Source organism: Mesorhizobium sp. P2_F5, assembly GCF_056403715.1.
The window spans coordinates 1-15,607 of sequence record NZ_JBFUEY010000045.1; the positions used below are offsets into that span (position 1 = coordinate 1).

General features: G+C 61.8%; 22 protein-coding genes. 15 read left to right on the forward strand and 7 right to left on the reverse strand.

The genetic code is table 11. The features are described 5' to 3' along the window. Window positions 1-453 precede the first annotated feature (453 nt). The 3 genes from AC1DYO_RS31580 (at window position 454) to AC1DYO_RS31590 (ending at window position 2,769) form a co-directional block, all read left to right on the forward strand. Window positions 454-1,980: an ABC-F family ATP-binding cassette domain-containing protein gene (locus tag AC1DYO_RS31580; protein WP_477268509.1), complete on the forward strand. Its 1,527-nt coding sequence runs from the start codon at window positions 454-456 to the stop codon at window positions 1,978-1,980. A gap of 136 nt (window positions 1,981-2,116) precedes the next feature. Then, the gene (locus AC1DYO_RS31585) at window positions 2,117-2,503 is read left to right on the forward strand and encodes a nuclear transport factor 2 family protein (RefSeq protein ID WP_181058774.1); all 387 of its coding nucleotides are present in this window, start codon (window positions 2,117-2,119) and stop codon (window positions 2,501-2,503) included. Window positions 2,504-2,595: 92 nt separating this feature from the next. After that, window positions 2,596-2,769 (forward strand): hypothetical protein, encoded by a 174-nt coding sequence (locus AC1DYO_RS31590; RefSeq protein ID WP_477268511.1) that lies wholly within the window; start codon window positions 2,596-2,598, stop codon window positions 2,767-2,769. Window positions 2,770-2,818: 49 nt separating this feature from the next. Here the strand turns inward: AC1DYO_RS31590 and AC1DYO_RS31595 are convergent, their stop codons facing one another. After that, window positions 2,819-3,433 (reverse strand): glutathione S-transferase family protein, encoded by a 615-nt coding sequence (locus AC1DYO_RS31595; RefSeq protein ID WP_477268513.1) that lies wholly within the window; start codon window positions 3,431-3,433, stop codon window positions 2,819-2,821. 201 nt (window positions 3,434-3,634) lie between these two features. Here AC1DYO_RS31595 and AC1DYO_RS31600 point away from each other — a divergent pair, with 201 nt between their 5' ends. Continuing rightward, on the forward strand, window positions 3,635-4,063 hold the full coding sequence (locus tag AC1DYO_RS31600; protein WP_181058777.1) for a VOC family protein: 429 nt from the start codon (window positions 3,635-3,637) through the stop codon (window positions 4,061-4,063). A 73-nt stretch (window positions 4,064-4,136) separates the two neighbouring features. After that, window positions 4,137-4,490 (forward strand): DUF1428 domain-containing protein, encoded by a 354-nt coding sequence (locus tag AC1DYO_RS31605; RefSeq protein WP_477268515.1) that lies wholly within the window; start codon window positions 4,137-4,139, stop codon window positions 4,488-4,490. Between the two features lie 8 nt (window positions 4,491-4,498). Here AC1DYO_RS31605 and AC1DYO_RS31610 read toward each other — a convergent pair whose 3' ends face one another. Next, window positions 4,499-6,133: a tetratricopeptide repeat-containing sulfotransferase family protein gene (locus AC1DYO_RS31610; RefSeq protein WP_477268517.1), complete on the reverse strand. Its 1,635-nt coding sequence runs from the start codon at window positions 6,131-6,133 to the stop codon at window positions 4,499-4,501. 249 nt (window positions 6,134-6,382) lie between these two features. Then, window positions 6,383-6,556, reverse strand: coding sequence for a hypothetical protein (locus AC1DYO_RS31615; RefSeq protein ID WP_477268519.1), 174 nt, complete (start codon window positions 6,554-6,556; stop codon window positions 6,383-6,385). Between the two features lie 348 nt (window positions 6,557-6,904). Between AC1DYO_RS31615 and AC1DYO_RS31620 the strand changes: the two genes are divergently transcribed. The 4 genes from AC1DYO_RS31620 to AC1DYO_RS31635 all read left to right on the forward strand — a co-directional run bounded on the left by AC1DYO_RS31620 (window position 6,905) and on the right by AC1DYO_RS31635 (window position 7,904). Beyond that, complete coding sequence (locus AC1DYO_RS31620) at window positions 6,905-7,174, forward strand: hypothetical protein (RefSeq protein ID WP_477268521.1); 270 nt, start codon at window positions 6,905-6,907, stop codon at window positions 7,172-7,174. After that, window positions 7,171-7,434, forward strand: a complete 264-nt coding sequence (locus tag AC1DYO_RS31625; RefSeq protein WP_477268523.1) for a hypothetical protein — start codon at window positions 7,171-7,173, stop codon at window positions 7,432-7,434. Before AC1DYO_RS31620 ends, AC1DYO_RS31625 begins: the two co-directional genes overlap by 4 nt. A 38-nt stretch (window positions 7,435-7,472) precedes the next feature. Beyond that, a complete protein-coding gene (locus tag AC1DYO_RS31630) occupies window positions 7,473-7,610 on the forward strand; it encodes a hypothetical protein (RefSeq protein WP_477268525.1) in 138 nt (45 codons plus the stop codon). A gap of 75 nt (window positions 7,611-7,685) precedes the next feature. Then, complete coding sequence (locus AC1DYO_RS31635; RefSeq protein ID WP_477268527.1) at window positions 7,686-7,904, forward strand: hypothetical protein; 219 nt, start codon at window positions 7,686-7,688, stop codon at window positions 7,902-7,904. Window positions 7,905-8,030: 126 nt separating this feature from the next. Here the strand turns inward: AC1DYO_RS31635 and AC1DYO_RS31640 are convergent, their stop codons facing one another. Then, window positions 8,031-8,441: a Kazal-type serine protease inhibitor domain-containing protein gene (locus tag AC1DYO_RS31640; RefSeq protein ID WP_477268529.1), complete on the reverse strand. Its 411-nt coding sequence runs from the start codon at window positions 8,439-8,441 to the stop codon at window positions 8,031-8,033. Window positions 8,442-8,926: 485 nt separating this feature from the next. Between AC1DYO_RS31640 and AC1DYO_RS31645 the strand changes: the two genes are divergently transcribed. The 3 genes from AC1DYO_RS31645 to AC1DYO_RS31655 all read left to right on the forward strand — a co-directional run bounded on the left by AC1DYO_RS31645 (window position 8,927) and on the right by AC1DYO_RS31655 (window position 10,313). Further along, a complete protein-coding gene (locus AC1DYO_RS31645) occupies window positions 8,927-9,139 on the forward strand; it encodes a cold-shock protein (protein WP_006202520.1) in 213 nt (70 codons plus the stop codon). A gap of 354 nt (window positions 9,140-9,493) precedes the next feature. Then, window positions 9,494-9,706: a cold-shock protein gene (locus AC1DYO_RS31650; RefSeq protein ID WP_112561038.1), complete on the forward strand. Its 213-nt coding sequence runs from the start codon at window positions 9,494-9,496 to the stop codon at window positions 9,704-9,706. Window positions 9,707-9,899: 193 nt separating this feature from the next. Then, window positions 9,900-10,313: a BA14K family protein gene (locus tag AC1DYO_RS31655; protein WP_477268531.1), complete on the forward strand. Its 414-nt coding sequence runs from the start codon at window positions 9,900-9,902 to the stop codon at window positions 10,311-10,313. Window positions 10,314-10,384: 71 nt separating this feature from the next. On the opposite strand, the gene AC1DYO_RS31660 is transcribed toward AC1DYO_RS31655, so the two are convergent. The 3 genes from AC1DYO_RS31660 to AC1DYO_RS31670 all read right to left on the reverse strand — a co-directional run bounded on the left by AC1DYO_RS31660 (window position 10,385) and on the right by AC1DYO_RS31670 (window position 12,691). Further along, the gene (locus tag AC1DYO_RS31660) at window positions 10,385-11,023 is read right to left on the reverse strand and encodes an MBL fold metallo-hydrolase (protein ID WP_477268533.1); all 639 of its coding nucleotides are present in this window, start codon (window positions 11,021-11,023) and stop codon (window positions 10,385-10,387) included. Between the two features lie 311 nt (window positions 11,024-11,334). After that, entirely contained in the window at window positions 11,335-11,652 is a 318-nt protein-coding gene (locus AC1DYO_RS31665) for a hypothetical protein (protein ID WP_477268535.1), read from the reverse strand. A 145-nt stretch (window positions 11,653-11,797) separates the two neighbouring features. Next, the gene (locus tag AC1DYO_RS31670) at window positions 11,798-12,691 is read right to left on the reverse strand and encodes a branched-chain amino acid aminotransferase (RefSeq protein ID WP_112561042.1); all 894 of its coding nucleotides are present in this window, start codon (window positions 12,689-12,691) and stop codon (window positions 11,798-11,800) included. Between the two features lie 251 nt (window positions 12,692-12,942). Between AC1DYO_RS31670 and AC1DYO_RS31675 the strand changes: the two genes are divergently transcribed. The 3 genes from AC1DYO_RS31675 (at window position 12,943) to AC1DYO_RS31685 (ending at window position 15,465) form a co-directional block, all read left to right on the forward strand. Continuing rightward, a complete protein-coding gene (locus tag AC1DYO_RS31675; protein WP_112561176.1) occupies window positions 12,943-13,476 on the forward strand; it encodes a MarR family winged helix-turn-helix transcriptional regulator in 534 nt (177 codons plus the stop codon). Beyond that, entirely contained in the window at window positions 13,463-14,182 is a 720-nt protein-coding gene (locus AC1DYO_RS31680) for a response regulator (RefSeq protein ID WP_023672025.1), read from the forward strand. The genes AC1DYO_RS31675 and AC1DYO_RS31680 overlap by 14 nt, the downstream gene beginning before the upstream one ends. Before the next feature lie 272 nt (window positions 14,183-14,454). Next, entirely contained in the window at window positions 14,455-15,465 is a 1,011-nt protein-coding gene (locus tag AC1DYO_RS31685) for a phosphatase PAP2 family protein (protein ID WP_477268537.1), read from the forward strand. Window positions 15,466-15,607 lie beyond the last annotated feature (142 nt).

The window sequence follows — 15,607 nt, forward strand, 5'->3', positions numbered from 1 at the left end:
CGGTTTTGGGGGGGGGGCCTCGCCAGGATCCTCATAGGAACCAATGCCGGCGCGTTGACGGACGATTGGTTTGCTGGAATCGCCGCGATCCTTCGCGCCCCCCTCTGTCCTGCCGGACATCTCCCCCACAAGGGGGGAGATCAGCAGTCTCACCGTCCGCGCTCTCCCCGCCCACTTGCCACAAACCCCGCCTTTGGTGTAATCGCTCCCGCACACCCAATCGTCTTGTCTTGAAAGGAGGGCTCACGTGTTTACGTTTTTTCGTCACCATCGTCAGCGTGGCCCGATTTCTGCCCTGCGAGTTCGCTTGCAGGGCTGACCAGGGACATCACGGGTTTTCCCGCTTCGATTTTTTGGTCTGCCCTTCGTGGTGCGCAACGCTGAGCCTGATGGCCGGCACGCGCACCGTCAAAGTGCATTGAGCCGGCCTTCGGCCAAGACCAGAGAAATCAAATGGCCCTGATCAGCCTCAAATCCCTCGGCGTCACCATGAGTGCGCCGCTCTTCTCCAAGCTCGACATCACCATCGGCACCGGCGACCGGCTCGGCATCGTTGCCGCCAATGGCCGCGGCAAGTCGACCTTGCTCAAATGCCTGACCGGCGGGATGGAGCCGACTTCCGGCGACATTTCTCGCACGCGCGGCCTGCGCGTTGGCCATGTCGAGCAGTCGGTTCGCCCTGCCCTTCTCGGCCGCACCTTCCATCAGGTGGTGGCCGATGCCTTGCCGGCCGAGCAGGCCGACAGCGAGATGTGGCGGGTCGACGTGGTGCTGGATTCGCTCGACGTGCCCGGGCCGATGCGCGAGCGGGAAATGCGGGCGCTGAGCGGCGGCTGGCAGCGGCTGGCGCTGATCGCCCGCGTCTGGGTCACCGACCCGGATGTGCTGCTGCTCGACGAGCCGACCAACCATCTCGATCTCGCCAAGATCAGCCAGCTGGAAAGCTGGCTGGACGCGTTGCCGCGCGAGGTGCCGGTGGTGATCGCCAGCCATGACCGCGCCTTCCTCGACGCCACCACCAACCGCACGCTGTTCCTGCGCCCTGAGGAATCGCCGGTGTTTGCGCTGCCCTATTCGCGGGCGAGGCAGGCCCTCGACGAGCTGGACGCGTCGACGGCACGCAGGTTCGAGCGCGACATGAAGGTGGCGCAGCAACTGCGCAAACAGGCCGCCAAGCTCAACAACATCGGCGTCAATTCCGGCAGTGACCTGCTGACGGTGAAAACCAAGCAGCTCAGGGAACGAGCGGAGAAGCTGGAAGAGGCGGCGAACCCGGCGCATCGCGAGAAATCGGCCGGCGCGATCAGGCTGGCCAACCGCGGCACCCACGCCAAGGTGCTGATCACGCTCGACGATGCGGCGGTGGAAACGCCCGACGGTACGCTGCTGTTCAAGACGGGAAAGCGCCACATCTGCCAGGGCGACCGCATCGTGCTGCTCGGCCGCAACGGCGTCGGCAAGTCGCGGTTCGTCAATCTGATCCGCAACGCCATCGCCGAGCCGGACACGGTGCCGAACGTGAAGGTGACGCCGTCGACGGTGCTCGGTTACAGCGACCAGGCACTGGCCGGGATCAGTGGCGACGACACGCCGCTGGCGTTGGTCTCGCGCCGCTACGATGTCGGCGAGCAGCGCGCCCGCTCGCTGCTTGCCGGCGCCGGCGTGGTCATCGAGATGCAGGAGAAGAAGATCGGCGTGCTGTCGGGCGGCCAGAAGGCGCGGCTGATGATGCTGGCGCTCCGGCTCGTCAACCCCAACTTCTATCTGCTCGACGAGCCCACCAACCATCTCGACATCGATGGCCAGGAAGCGCTGGAGGATGAGCTGCTCAAGCACCAGGCAAGCTGCGTGCTTGCCTCGCACGACCGCTCCTTCATCCGCGCCATCGGCAACCGCTTCTGGCTGATCGACAAGCGGCGGCTGACGGAAGTCGAAGACCCAGAGGAATTCTTCCGCTCGGTCGCCGGGACATACGATTGAGTGGTGACTGCATAGTCCGGGCCGGCATCTGGAAGTACTGCCGGCCCGTCAAAAGTATTGGCGACATAACCATACTTCCCCATCGGTCGGAAAAGGCGCACTCTGAAGCTTCCGCAAACCGAGGGAGGAGACGGTCATGGGTGGGGTGGACGTAGTCAAGAGCCTTTACGATGCCTATGCAAAACGTGACATCAAAGGTGCGCTGGATCACTGTGCCGACGATGTTGTCTTCCGCTGGGTCGCCGAACCGGGGGCCCCGTATATCAGGGCAGGCAGCGGCAAGGAGGAGTTCCTCGCCCGCCTGATGTCGCTGGACAATGATTTCGAATACCGGAGCTTCCGTCCGGTGGACTTCATCCATAGCGGCGACAGAATTGCTGCGCAGGTCGAAATCCATCTGACGCGCAGAACCAACGGCCAGGAGCTTGTTATGCGTACCGCTGATTTCTGGACGGTCCGCGACGGCAAGGTGGTCGAGATGGTGGAGTATTACGACACTGCCCTTGCGGCATCGGTCCTCTAAAATAATTTCAGCGCTCTGTCGGATCGCCTGAACCTGCTGCGTCCTTGGGATGCCGACACGATGATGCCGGCTTCATCTGAGGAGAAAGCATCATGTCCATTTTGTCATCCATAGGCCGCGTCGCCAGCCGTTACGCACAGAACCGCGCCCGCCATCGCAGCGAGCGGGAACTGCTGTCCCTGCCGATCGAACTGCGCAAGGATATCGGCTGGCCGGAAATCGTCGTCGACGCGCAAAACGGTCCGCGGATCTGCAGGGCGCCCTGACAATGCGGTCGGGAAATATCGATGCAGGCCGCCGCGGGGCGACCGTTGCTCAGTCGTGCGTATCGCCCGACAGCGGCGTCGCCTGCATCGATCCGCGCTTTTCAAACGCCTCGAACCAGCGCGTCAGCCGTGCCCGTGCGCCCAACGACGGCAGCTGGCGGAACGCCATCCAGGACAGCGTAGTGGCGAGCGCTATATGGCCGACATGGAGCGGGGCCTCGTCGTCCAGCGTGCTTTCGATCCAGTCGTAGCTCGCCTCGATCTTGTCCCGGTATCCTTGGGCAAGAGCCGCATAACGCAACTGTTCGGGCCGCCTTTCCGTCTCCCAACGCAAGGCTATGCCCGTCTGTGCCAACCCTTGAGCGACTGCTTGCAGCCGCAGCGCCTGCCAGCGCGCCTCGCCATCAGGCGGCAGCAATTTGCGGCCGGCATGCAGCGTGTCGAGATAGGCGCAGATGACATCGGAATCGAAGATCGGCGACGCATCCGGCCGCAGCAGCACCGGCACTTTGCCGAGCGGGTTTTCGGCGTAGACACGGGCATTGCGCAAGGTCGGGCTCGTCTCGTGATGAATGACCTCGAGCCGATCGGCAATGCCGACCTCATGGGCGAAGACGAGCGCCTTGCGCGCGAAGGGCGAGTGGGTCTGGTAGTAAAGGATCATGGTCGTCTCGACGGGTTGAAAAGGAGTCACCTTTTCTAGCCTGCGAGCTGCGAGAATTGCGCTCTGATTGAGGGCCGCCGACGCAACTTCATTTCACGCCAAAAAATCGCATCGGCCATGTAGGATTGCGCCCACCTCGTTCGTCCTAGGGTTCGCAAGACCAGATCAAGCGCCCAGACCAAACCCAAAGAGGAGCAAGACATGACCGACCAGACCCCCGTTCAGCCGGCCGCGAAAGTTCTCGGTGGATTGACCCCCTATCTGCAACTGGACGGCGCCTTCAAGGCTGCCGAATTCTACAAGAAAGCCTTCGGCGCCGAGCAGGTGTTCTTCTATCCGCCCGACGACCAGGGCCGCACCATGCACATCCATCTGCACATCAACGGCTCGACCTTGATGATTTCCGATTTCTACCCCGAAAACGGCATGCCCGCCGTCAAGCCGCAGGGCTACACCATGCAGCTCCATCTTGGCGCCGACGAGATCGATGGCTGGTGGAAGCGCGCCGTCGATGCCGGCTGCGAAGTCGCCGTGCCGCTCCAGCTCATGTTCTGGGGCGACCAGTGGGGCAACATGCGTGACCCCTTCGGTGTCGAATGGGCAATGAATGCTCCGGCGAAGAAAGGCTGACCATCGCCAACGACGAAGCCCCTCACCGGCTGGCGCCGGTGAGGTCTTTTTGAGACATTCCAAGGAGAACACTATGTCCTATGTCGATGGTTTTGTGCTCGCCGTGCCCAAGGCAAATCTCGATGACTACAAGAGACTGGCCAACCTCGCGGGCCCGATATGGATGGAACACGGCGCGCTCGCCTATGTCGAATGTATCGGCGACGACGTGCCCTATGGCGAGCTGACGTCATTTCCGCGTGCCGTTCAGGCAAAAGAGGACGAGATCGTGGTCTTCTCCTGGGCCGTCTATGAATCGCGGGAGAGCCGTGATGCCGTCATGGCCAAAGTGATGGCCGACCCGCGTTTGACACCCGATTGGGGCCCCATGCCCTTCGATATGAAGCGCATGATCTTCGGCGGCTTCCAGCCCTTCATGGAGCTGTAGCCCCCGCCTCAGGCCAACTTGTCCAGCAACGGCTTCAGCCTGTCACCATAGCGCTTCCAGAGATCGACCGAACCCTGATACATCGGCTGGCGCACCTGCGCGGCCGAAGCCGTGCGCACCGGACGATCGGTCTCATGGAACGACAGCACCTTGTCATCCCAGGGCAGGCCAAGATGCGCGATCAGCGCCCGCGTTTGTCCCTCCTGGTCGGCGACGAAATCCTCGTAGCGCACATCGTGGACGACGCCGGGCAGCACGCTGCGCCAGTGCGCCATGATGTCGGCGTAGAGATTGTGGAAGTCGGCGAGTTCGCCGAGATCATAGCCGTAGCGGTGGCTGTCGCCGCGGAAATGCACCTTGTAGATCGAAAGGCAGGTCGCCGCCGCATCGCGTGCGCAATGGATGATTTTCGCCTTCGGCAGCATCATGTGGATGAAGCCGATGAGCAGGAAGTTGCCGGGCATCTTGTCGGTGACATGCCTGAAGTTGGGATAGCGGGCATGCAGCATGTCGAGATAGGCTTGGCCCGCCTCGGCAAAATCCGCGTCAGGCGCATCCACCAGTCCCCAGGGGAAGCCGCCGGGCATATTTGTCGGGAACTGCTTGCCGACCGCGGTCTTCAAAATGCTGAGCTCGCCCGCGCCATAGACTTGGCCGTGGCTGGCGATGATCTGCTCGACCAGCGTGGTGCCGGAGCGCGGCATGCCGACGACGAAGATCGGCGTGTCATTGGAAATCGGGCTCGGCTTGTGCTTTTCGAAAAAGCCGGCGTTGAACACCGTCTTCATCGCGTCGAATTCGGCGCGTGTCCTGACGGGATCGTAGTCGATGCCCTTGCGGCGGATGGCATTGCCTTCGGCGAAATAGTCGAAGGCCCTGTTATAGTCCTTCAAATCGTCATTGGCCTTGCCGAGACCGAAGGAGAGCTGCATGCGCGCCAGGCTGTCGGCCGGCGCCTTGGCATGCTGTGCCTCCATGCCGGCGAGCTCGGCGTCGCGCTCCTTCTGGCGCTTGACCTGCGTCAGCATCAGCCAGGCTTTGGCCATGCCCGGCGTGATCGCCAGCGCTTGCCGGAACAGGTCGGCCGCTTCATCGAGCTTGCCCTTTTCCATCAGCCCGACGCCGAGCCCATGCAACAGATCGGCATCCTTGGGCCGGATCGTCAGCGCCTCGCGGAACGTTGCCAGCGCTTCGTCCAGACGCCCGGCTTCCTGCAGCGTTTCGGCAAGCCCGATGCGCGCGCGAACATGGAAGGGATTGCGTCCGACCGTGCCGCGATAGATCGCTTCTGCCGCCTCGAACTGGCCGAGTTGTTTCAACGCGGAACCCAGATTATCGCGTGCCGCAAGCTGGTCAGGCTTCAGATCGACCGCGCCGCGGAAAAAATCGGCGGCCGCTGCAACGCGGCCGAGATCGCGCATCACCGTGCCGAGATTGTTGAGGAAATCGGGATTCTTCGGCTGCAGACGCACCGACTGCTCGACCAACTCCAGCCCTTCGGCGCTGCGCCCGGTCTGGTGCAGCAGCAGGCCCAGGAAGTGCGCCGCCGCCGCGTGATTGGCCTTGTGCGCCAGCACCTGCCGATAGAGCGTCTCGGCCTCCTGCCGGCGCCCGGCCTGGTGCAGCTGCAGCGCCTGCTGCACATATTGGTCGAGGCCCAGCGGCGGCTGTCCGCCAGTTCCAGCACCCGCCGCTCTTCTTTGATCTCTGTTGATGGGAAACCTGCCGTGTTTGTCCGCTTGCCGGACCTAAGGCATGGACGAGACAGATTCAAGGGCAGATCGCAGCCCGGGTGTCGTCTTCGGTCGGGGGAACAACCGTGCGTAAAATCAAAGTGCTGCGGGGGTGTCAGCCAGGGCGCAGCGCTGCAGGTCACGACAAGGCTCGCCCGGTCAAATCAGCCGGTTGCTTTCGGCAAGCTGGCGCTCCCGCCGCAGCGTCCCGTCAGTGTCGGCGATCTTGCGCCGCGCCGCTTCATCGCTCCTTATCGTCAGGCGCACAGAGAGGGCTTTCGGGAACGCGACGACTGGCGCGATGGTTATGACGGGACCGTCCGGCGTTTTCATGAATCTCATAGTTTTCGGCCTTTCAATAAAATAAAACTCGGCGGCAGGACAATTATTCCGGCGCACCATCGATAAATAATTTGTGGATATGATTACGTCATAGCAGTTTTATCCAAGATTTGCATCCGACAAATTTTCAATTCTTCCGAATCGAGACAGAAATTATCTTGAACAATTCACAGCTTAAGGCTATGAGTTATACGATCGTTTTTGGGCCAAGCTTGGCATATCGCGGCGTCAGAAGTTCTCGACCCGCCAAACTCATTCCAAATCGCCAATATCTGAATTGCCGGCACAGTGGCGTACAGCGCATTTGCCCCGCGTCCGGGCGGAACCAGAGCCAAGCCAATGTCGGAACGCACCACCCATTCCATTGCCCATTTCGCGGCGCCCTTCGCGCTCGGCGGGCTGGAAGGGCAACTGCCGGCCGGCGACTATGACATCGATCACGATGAAGAGTTGATCGAGGGCATGTCGCGGCTTGCCTGGCGTCGCGTCGCCACCTTCATCCATTTGCCGGCAAGGGCGGTGAAGAACCCGACCACCAGCCAGCTTATCGCCATCGACTACCTCGAACTCGAAACAGCGCTGAGGCGCGACCAGGAGAACGCAGCATGATCCGCTTCCAGCAGAATGCGCGTCCGCGCACCGACACGCCCTCGCACCTCTTCGCCATCGGCCAGACCGTGCGCATGAAAAGCCACAGCGGCCTGACTCAGAAGACCGCCGAGCTGTTTCAGATCAAGAGCAGGTTGCCGGTCAAGGACGGCTCGCCGCAATACCGTATCCGCAGCGAGCAGGAGACCTATGAGCGGGTCACCACGGAAGACAATCTCGAAGTGGCTGACCCGGTTGTCACTGACAAGCCGGCCATCTGACACGGCGCCCACCCAACACCTACGAGGAGCAGACAAAGATGGCCAAGGGTCAGCAGCGCAGCAACCGCGAAACGCGCAAGCCCAAGAAAGACAAGGTGGTGGCCAAGGCCGCCTCCCCGTTCGGTTCCGCGGTCAAACAGGCCGAGAACAGCCTGAAGCCGAAGTCGAAGGGCTGACCAGCCCGGGGCGCCTCGTGTGCCTGTCGGCAATGGACCGACGATCTCGCGCAAAGCTCTGCAACGGAGGCTTGCTTGACGTTCTTCATCGAGTTCTATCGCTCGCGCAACACTGACGAAGCCACGCTCGACAAAGTATCGCTGGACGCGCCGAACCTGCGCGCCGCCCTTCAGGGCGCCAGCGCGCTGTTCCACAGCCTGGCCATGCCGCAAATCCCCGACCGCCTGCGCATCTGCGACGAGGACGGCAGTGAGCTTTATGCCGGCCCCGCCGACGGGGCGTATTCGGCGTAGGCAGCCACTCCGATTTGATCCACGCCCAACCGTAAGCGCTCGTCTCATTCCCTTCCCCGCCTCGGCGCTGGCGCGGCAATCCATCGCCCGGGGCGAGTCACTGGTCTCGCCCCGTTTTGCGCCCACTCAGCAGGGACCGTTGTCGACGACGCGATAATCCGCGGCACGAGCCTCGCAGGCGTTGGGGAAGGTGCGCAGCTCGCCATGCCGGCGGGCGCAGACGGGCGCGTATTCGCGGGTGCAGAACGTCGGCTCTTCGCTGCCACCTCCGCCGCCACCGTCACGGCAAGGGCCGTCGCGCACGATGCGATAGCCCGAGCGCTCCGCGAGGCAGGCATTGGCGAAGGTCTGGCGGTCGCCGCCGCGCCGCGCGCAGACCGGTTCATATTCCCTGGTGCAGAATTCCGGTTCCGGCCGTGGCGGCCGCGGGCGTGGTCCCGGCCCGTCATCGACGACGACGGTGCAGGCCGCAAGAAGACCCGACAGGAAGAGAATGGTAAAACCCTGGCGCGAGAAGATCGTCGCAAGAAATCTCATGAATATGCCTCCCTCGAGACCCCCGTCCCGGCGCAAAACGCGCCTGTCGATCCTCGTCATTCCCTTGCCGAATGCAACCCCCGTTTACAGCGCACCGAGCCATGTGATGCCCTCGCCACACATCGCTCCGGTGCCGGACCACCGCAGCTGGACCATGCGTGGCCGGGCTCTGGCTGATGACCGCCAACAGGGCCGGGTCTATCGAGGCGCCTGCGTTGGGATGCGTCGATGGTCGCGGCCCGCGGCGCTATCTTGCAACTATCACGTTTCCGTGCGATAAATTTTGTGTTCGGGCATTTGCGACCCGGAGAGCGGAACGTTTTGGACGACCTTTCCCCGATACTGTGAATCTCTGACGGCCCCGTTTTCGGCGGGGGGTTTTACCATGCGCGAATGCAGGACTGCCGAAGCAACCACCGGGACTTGCCCACGATGCCAGGCGGCGGGCAAACCACAAGACTGACACGGGTGAAGGAGTTTCCCCAATGGCCCAGACCGGCACCGTTAAATTCTTCAACGCGACCAAAGGCTTCGGCTTCATCACGCCCGACGGCGGCGCCAAGGATGTGTTCGTCCACATTTCCGCGATCGAGGCTTCGGGCCTGCGTACCCTCGTCGACGGCCAGAAGGTCACCTTCGACGTTGAACCCGACCGCATGGGCAAGGGTCCGAAGGCGGTCAATCTCCGCGCGGCCTGAACCGGCGGTGCCCGCGCGCCCGCCAGGACACGCGAAAGAAGCACTTTAAGCGTGCTTGAACCGGCTTTGTCAGCCGTCCCAGAGATTTCGAAGGCGCGACGTTTCCCGTCGCGCCTTTTTCATGTCCGCCGCTGCCGGGGGCAAAGGACGCTCGACCCGTTCATCGAAGGGCTGATCGCCAGTGCGATCGTCTGGTCCGAATTGTCTTCGCTGCAATGATCTATTTGAGCCCCTTGACCGTTGCCGCCTTCGCCAAAACTTTCTCTTGCCGATGGCGCTAAAATAAAGGACAAATTTCCCTTCGGGCATTTGCCGGCCCGAAACTGGACTTTATGGGATCAAAGGGAGCTTCCCATGCCGCAGACCGGCACCGTCAAATTCTTCAATCATGCCAAAGGCTTCGGCTTCATCACGCCGGACGACGGGCAGAAGGATGTCTTCGTCCATATTTCCGCCGTGCAGGCGTCGGGTCTTCCCGGTCTGGAGGATGGGCAGAAAGTGACATTCGACACCGAGCCGGACAAGCGCGGCAAGGGTCCGAAGGCCGTCAACCTGTCGGTCGGCTAAGCCGGCTCAAGACAGTCTGGACGGAGACTGACGAGGCGGAGCGCCTTCCGCACGCGCTTGGTTTTTGCCGCATGACCTGAACCCAAGGTGCAAATTCCGTTCAGCCCCCGTTCAGCCACGGTCTTCCATTAATCGTCCCCAAGGCCGGACCGCATCCCCGAAAACTACACGGACTGGCACGAAGGAGACCAAAATGAATCGCATTTTCAAGACCGCCATCCTGGGCGCCGCTCTCGCCGCGACCACGCTCGCCACTCTGCCAGCCGCCAACGCCGACGAGTGGCGCCATCGCCATCATGGCCGTCACCACAATGGCGACGCCATTGCCGCCGGTGTCGTTGGCCTTGCGGCCGGCGCCCTGATCGCCGGTGCGCTGAGCAACCCGCAGCCGCGCTACAGCAGCTATGACGACGACTACGACTATCGCGAAGTGCGGCCGGTGCGCCGTTACTATGCCGAGCCGAGGGTCGTCTATGCCGACCGCTATGCCGAGCCGTGGACACGCGACTGGTACGAATACTGCTCGGACCGCTACCGGAGCTTCAATGCCCGCAGCGGTACGTTCACCGGCAATGACGGCGAACAGCATTTCTGCACCGCCAATTGAGGCTTACCTGCCCCAAAACAAAAAGGCGCTGACCGCAAGGCCAGCGCTTTTTTGTTGGCAGAAAGACATCGCTAGGTCAAAAATGGATTGGTCCTGCGCTCCTCGCCAAAACGTCCGCCCGGGCCATGGCCGCAGATGAAGCCGATGTCGTCGCCGAGCGGCAAAAGCTTGTTCTTGATCGAGGCGATCAGCGTCGCATGATCGCCACCCGGCAGATCGGTGCGCCCCACCGAGCCGCGAAACAGCACGTCGCCGACATGGGCAAACTTGGCCGCCCGGTTGTAGTAGACGACATGGCCCGGCGCATGGCCGGGGCAATGCAGCACCTCGAACATATGGGTGCCGAACGACACGATTTCGCCTTCGCTGAGGAAGCGGTCGGGGACGCAGTTACGCACCCCGACAATGCCATAGCGCTGGCCCTGGTTCTCGAGATTGTCGAGCAATAGCTTGTCGGCCTCGTGCGGGCCGATGATCTCGATGCCGAGTGCTTCCTTCAGCTCCATGGCGCCGCCGGCATGGTCGATGTGCCCATGGGTGATCCAGATCGCGCCGGCCGTGGTCGCATTGTCCTTCAGCACCGCCAGCACCTTGTCGATGTCGCCGCCCGGATCGACTACGACGCCATGCTTGTCGTCCATGTCGAACAGGATGGTGCAGTTCTGCTGGAAGGGCGTGACCGGCACGATGCCGGCATTGAGCTGACCCATGATTGTCCTTTCGCTGTGTCTTGCGTGATGTAGAGCAATTCCAGGAAAAGTGTGAAACGGTTTTCCCGGGAAAAGCGCGTAGCGCTTTCCCTTGGGAATTGCGCCAAAACAGGCACGGGCGGGCAACGTCCACAGCTCCACGACAATCTTGACAGACCCCAAAACAGATATGGGCGGCCCAACGGCCGCCCATATGACGAAGCCTGAGATTTCGAGCAATTCCAGGAAAAGTGTAAGCGGTTTTCCGTCCGGAATTGCGTAAAAACAATAAGTTAGATCATTCGCCGTGAAACGGTGAATGATCTAAAGGCTTACTTCTTCATCGCGCCCATGACCGCACCGATGATGCCGGTCAGGATGGCGCCGCCGCCGGCGCCGCCAACGATATTCTTGATGTTCAACGCGTCGCCCAATCCGCCTGCTGCCGCTGCAGCCGCCGCCGGATCGACCGTCCCGCCGCCGAGCAGGCTGCCGAGGATCGCCGCGCCGCCGACGCCACCAATGGCGCCGCCCAGGATTTTGGGAAGCTGACCCAACGCCGCCTGCTTGAGCGCCGCGCCCACTGCCTGACCACCGATGACACCCGTAATCACCTGAATAATGATCGGAAGAAGCGTATTCATGTCCATATTACCAGTCCCTCCATAGCTGCCAGCCTCCCGGGCCGACGCCATCATGAGACGCCGAATTAGACGAAAGTCAAATGCGCAAATGCTGAAATAAAAGGGGCGGCCCTAAAACCGCCCCTGCTTGCGAAAAAAGCTGTGATTTTCGTTATTCTGCGGCTATCGCATGCTTAGGCTGCACTGCGGCAGAATAGTCGTTCATCAAAGTCTTGGCGATCTCGCCGACCTCGAATCGGTAGGGGCCGATCTCGGAAACCGGCGTCACTTCCGCCGCCGTTCCGGTGAGGAAGCACTGTTCGAAGCCTTCGAGTTCCTCAGGCATGATGGCGCGCTCGATGACCTCAAGGCCGCGGTCCTTGGCGAGGCCGATGACGGTGCGGCGGGTGATGCCGTCGAGGAAGCAATCGGGCTTTGGCGTATGGATCTTGCCGTCCTTGACGAAGAAGATGTTGGCGCCTGTTGCTTCGGCGACCTGGCCGCGCCAGTCGAGCATCATGGCGTCGGCATAGCCCTTGGCCTCGGCGGCATGCTTGGACATGGTGCAGATCATATAGAGGCCGGCGGCCTTCGACTTCGACGGCGCGGTGCGCGGATCGGGCCGGCGCCATTCCGCCAGATCGAGGCGGATGCCCTTGAGCTTCTGCGCCGGATCGAAATAGCTCGGCCATTGCCAGATGGCGATGGCGCAGTTGATACGGCTGTTCTGCGCCGACACGCCCATCTGTTCGCTGCCGCGCCAGGCGATCGGCCTGACATAGGCGTCCTGGAAACCCTGCTTCTTCAACAGCGTGGTCGAGGCGTCGTTGAGCTCGGCCACCGAATAGGGGATCTTGAAGCCGAGCAGCCGCGCCGATTCATGCAGGCGCTCGGTATGCTCGTTCAGCTTGAAAATCGCGCCGCCATAGGCGCGCTCGCCCTCGAACACGGCGCTGGCATAGTGCAGGCCGTGGGTCAGCACGTGGATCTTGGCGTCGGCCCATTTGACGAACTCGCCGTTCATCCAGATGAAGCCTTCCAGCTGGTCGAAGGGAACGGATGCCATGGAAACCTCCCGCGGGCGGCGGCCCGCACATCATTGGTGTTGTTGTTTGTTTCGCGCCAGCCGCATCGGGCGGCCGAGTATCTTGAAGCGTAAGCGGATAATCGAACTCTGGCAAACTCAGGAAGTTCCGGAAAAACCGCGCTCCCTTGCCTTTTCGTTCGCAATCCGCCCAAAAGCTTGTCAAAAATTACCATTGCAGGGAAATTACGTCAATAGTACTGACATAATTTCCCTCTATGGACGGAGAAATGATGACGGATCGAAGCCCAGCTGCCGGAAAACCGATCAAGACGGCGATCACCGACGAGGACGGCATCGACTTCGCCATCATCGAACTGTTCTTCTTTGCCTATCGCGACTTCACCTCCGATCCCGACCAGATCCTGGCCGATTACGGCTTCGGCCGCGCCCATCACCGGGTGCTGCATTTCGTCAACCGCCGGCCGGGGCTGACGGTCGCCGAACTGCTCGACGTGCTCAAGATCACCAAGCAGAGCCTGGCGCGGGTGCTGAAGCAGCTGATCGACACCGACCATATCGTGCAATTGCAGGGCCCGCGCGACCGCCGCCAGCGTGAACTTTACCCCACGGCCAAGGGCCGCGCCCTGGCGCTGGCCCTGGCGCGGCCACAGTCACGCCGCATCCGTGCTGCATTGGAAGATTCCGGAGCCAGCGAGCGCCCCTTGATCGAACGATTCCTGGAAGCGATGGTCAATCCGGAACTAAGGGCGCAGATCGACATTGTGCCTGCAAACATGTCAGGGAAAAGCCATGGAGACCATTGAGAGGGTGGACCAGCCGACGGCGCCGGACGATGACGCGCCGCATCTGCTTGTGGTCGACGACGACACCCGCATCCGCAATTTGCTGAAGCAGTATCTGACTGAAAACGGTTTTCGCGTCACTGTCGCGGGAAATGCCGGCGAGGCCAGGCGCAAGCTCGCCGGGCTCGACTTCGACCTCCTCGTCCTCGACGTCATGATGCCGGGTGAAACCGGCGTCGACCTCACCAAGGCGCTGCGGGCGGAGAAGAACGTGCCGATCCTGATGCTGACCGCGCTGTCGGAAACCGACAGCCGCATCACCGGGCTGGAGGCCGGCGCCGATGATTATCTGCCCAAACCCTTCGACCCGCGCGAGCTGATCCTGCGCATCAACAACATCCTGCGCCGCGGCGGCCCGGCGACCACGCCCAAGGTCGAGCAGCTGGTCTTCGGCCCCTACACCTTCCAGATCGCCAGGCGCGAACTGAAGCGTGGCGGCGAGGCGCTGAAGCTGACCGACCGCGAGCAGGAGATCCTGGCGATCTTTGCCGCGCGGGCCGGCGAAACCATACCGCGCCATGAGCTGGTCGGCGACGATTCCGAAGTCGGCGAGCGCACCATCGACGTCCAGATCAACCGCCTGCGCCGCAAGATCGAGCGCGATCCGTCCAATCCGGTCTGGCTGCAGACAGTGCGCGGCATCGGCTATCGGCTCAGCGTGGAATAGCGGGCCCGGCCAGGCGATGGCATTCATCGCTTCATGCGGATGCGTTCGCCAATGAATTAGTTGCTTCTTAACCAGGTCGAGCGCATCCTCTCTCGCGGCTTGAGGAGCGATTTGCGCGTGGGCTTTTTGAGAATGCTTCTGATTTGCGCGATTGCGAGCGCAGGTGCCGGCGGTTTCGTCAAGGTCGTTGAACACTTGACCTTTACCCCACCGCAGCCGGTCGTGGTCGACGCTCCGGTCCTTCTGAAAAAAGCCCCGCCAAAGAAGCGAATATGGCGGCGAGCGCTAACGTAACTTCCGCTCCGAGGATAGGGTTATCGGCAAAGCTGGCGATCTTCGGCCTTTGCTACGCTGGTGTCGCGGCTGGCCTGTTCCCTGAGACCTACCTTGCGGCACTGGGAACGCAGCGGCTGCTGATCCTCTATTTCCTGCTGCCCTTCATCATCCTGCTCGGGATCGGCATCGCGGCACCATTCAGAGACCGACGAGCCCCGGCGACTTGGTTCCTCGCGAAGATCAGCTCTCGCTGGCGCGGCGCGACCCTCACCCTTGGTATCTTCATTCTCTGCCTGGCCGCCTTCACCACCTACAAGCATGAGCTTGCGCAGATGGTGCCGTTCTTCGCCGACCGGCAGCTTGCCGAAATCGATGCGGCCCTGCATTTCGGGCATATCTGGAAATGGGCGCGCTCGGTTCCCTTGCCAGGTGTTGTCGACCAAGCCCTCTATGTCCTCTATGCCCAATTCTGGTTCGTGGCGGTCGCCTTCGTGGTCGTCGCAGCCGCCTGGATGGATGACGCCGCCAAGCGCCAGCGATACTTCTTGTCGCTCTCTGCGACCGCGGTCATCCTCGGCATCGTTGTGCGGGTAGTGGGGTCATCCGCAGGCCCGATTTTTTACGACCGGCTGTTTGACCCGGACCTGTTTGACGATCTCACCGCCTCGCTTCGAAGCAGCAGTGCAGGCCCTGCCATCCTGCGAATAAGCGACTATCTCTATTCGTCCTACACCAGCCGCCAGGCCTCGATCGGGACCGGCATATCCGCGATGCCAAGCTTCCATGTCGCCATGGTCACGCTTAACGCGCTGCTCCTTGGCAGCATCAATCGGACGGCTGGCGTCTTCGCCTGGCTCTACGTCGCAGCGATCATGTTCGGCTCGGTCTATTTCGGTTGGCACTATGCCATTGACGACTATGTCTCGATCATCCTGGTATGGCTGATCTGGCGTGCCGCAGGAAAGCTTACAGGCGCAAAGCAGAAAATGATCTCGTATGAGAGCTAGGAGCCTGACTCTGTAATGGGACCCGCCGAGGCGATCTGGGTCGGCAGGGATTCTGGCGTGGATGACAGAGTGCGTCCGATCGAGCCGCGGTTGTGTCACAATGATCAGGCCGGTGTCATCGATCTTTGTGCTCCTGCCAGCT

What these genes read in the sequence shown, in the direction of transcription:
- AC1DYO_RS31585 (WP_181058774.1), top strand. Translation starts at nt 2,117, where the DNA reads ATGGGTGGGGTGGACGTAGTCAAGAGCCTTTACGATGCCTATGCAAAA.
- AC1DYO_RS31655 (WP_477268531.1), top strand. Translation starts at nt 9,900, where the DNA reads ATGAATCGCATTTTCAAGACCGCCATCCTGGGCGCCGCTCTCGCCGCG.
- AC1DYO_RS31605 (WP_477268515.1), top strand. Translation starts at nt 4,137, where the DNA reads ATGTCCTATGTCGATGGTTTTGTGCTCGCCGTGCCCAAGGCAAATCTC.
- AC1DYO_RS31685 (WP_477268537.1), top strand. Translation starts at nt 14,455, where the DNA reads ATGGCGGCGAGCGCTAACGTAACTTCCGCTCCGAGGATAGGGTTATCG.
- AC1DYO_RS31665 (WP_477268535.1), bottom strand. Translation starts at nt 11,652, where the DNA reads ATGGACATGAATACGCTTCTTCCGATCATTATTCAGGTGATTACGGGT.
- AC1DYO_RS31595 (WP_477268513.1), bottom strand. Translation starts at nt 3,433, where the DNA reads ATGATCCTTTACTACCAGACCCACTCGCCCTTCGCGCGCAAGGCGCTC.
- AC1DYO_RS31640 (WP_477268529.1), bottom strand. Translation starts at nt 8,441, where the DNA reads ATGAGATTTCTTGCGACGATCTTCTCGCGCCAGGGTTTTACCATTCTC.
- AC1DYO_RS31600 (WP_181058777.1), top strand. Translation starts at nt 3,635, where the DNA reads ATGACCGACCAGACCCCCGTTCAGCCGGCCGCGAAAGTTCTCGGTGGA.
- AC1DYO_RS31625 (WP_477268523.1), top strand. Translation starts at nt 7,171, where the DNA reads ATGATCCGCTTCCAGCAGAATGCGCGTCCGCGCACCGACACGCCCTCG.
- AC1DYO_RS31645 (WP_006202520.1), top strand. Translation starts at nt 8,927, where the DNA reads ATGGCCCAGACCGGCACCGTTAAATTCTTCAACGCGACCAAAGGCTTC.
- AC1DYO_RS31670 (WP_112561042.1), bottom strand. Translation starts at nt 12,691, where the DNA reads ATGGCATCCGTTCCCTTCGACCAGCTGGAAGGCTTCATCTGGATGAAC.
- AC1DYO_RS31615 (WP_477268519.1), bottom strand. Translation starts at nt 6,556, where the DNA reads ATGAAAACGCCGGACGGTCCCGTCATAACCATCGCGCCAGTCGTCGCG.
- AC1DYO_RS31675 (WP_112561176.1), top strand. Translation starts at nt 12,943, where the DNA reads ATGACGGATCGAAGCCCAGCTGCCGGAAAACCGATCAAGACGGCGATC.
- AC1DYO_RS31590 (WP_477268511.1), top strand. Translation starts at nt 2,596, where the DNA reads ATGTCCATTTTGTCATCCATAGGCCGCGTCGCCAGCCGTTACGCACAG.
- AC1DYO_RS31660 (WP_477268533.1), bottom strand. Translation starts at nt 11,023, where the DNA reads ATGGGTCAGCTCAATGCCGGCATCGTGCCGGTCACGCCCTTCCAGCAG.
- AC1DYO_RS31620 (WP_477268521.1), top strand. Translation starts at nt 6,905, where the DNA reads ATGTCGGAACGCACCACCCATTCCATTGCCCATTTCGCGGCGCCCTTC.
- AC1DYO_RS31580 (WP_477268509.1), top strand. Translation starts at nt 454, where the DNA reads ATGGCCCTGATCAGCCTCAAATCCCTCGGCGTCACCATGAGTGCGCCG.
- AC1DYO_RS31680 (WP_023672025.1), top strand. Translation starts at nt 13,463, where the DNA reads ATGGAGACCATTGAGAGGGTGGACCAGCCGACGGCGCCGGACGATGAC.
- AC1DYO_RS31650 (WP_112561038.1), top strand. Translation starts at nt 9,494, where the DNA reads ATGCCGCAGACCGGCACCGTCAAATTCTTCAATCATGCCAAAGGCTTC.
- AC1DYO_RS31630 (WP_477268525.1), top strand. Translation starts at nt 7,473, where the DNA reads ATGGCCAAGGGTCAGCAGCGCAGCAACCGCGAAACGCGCAAGCCCAAG.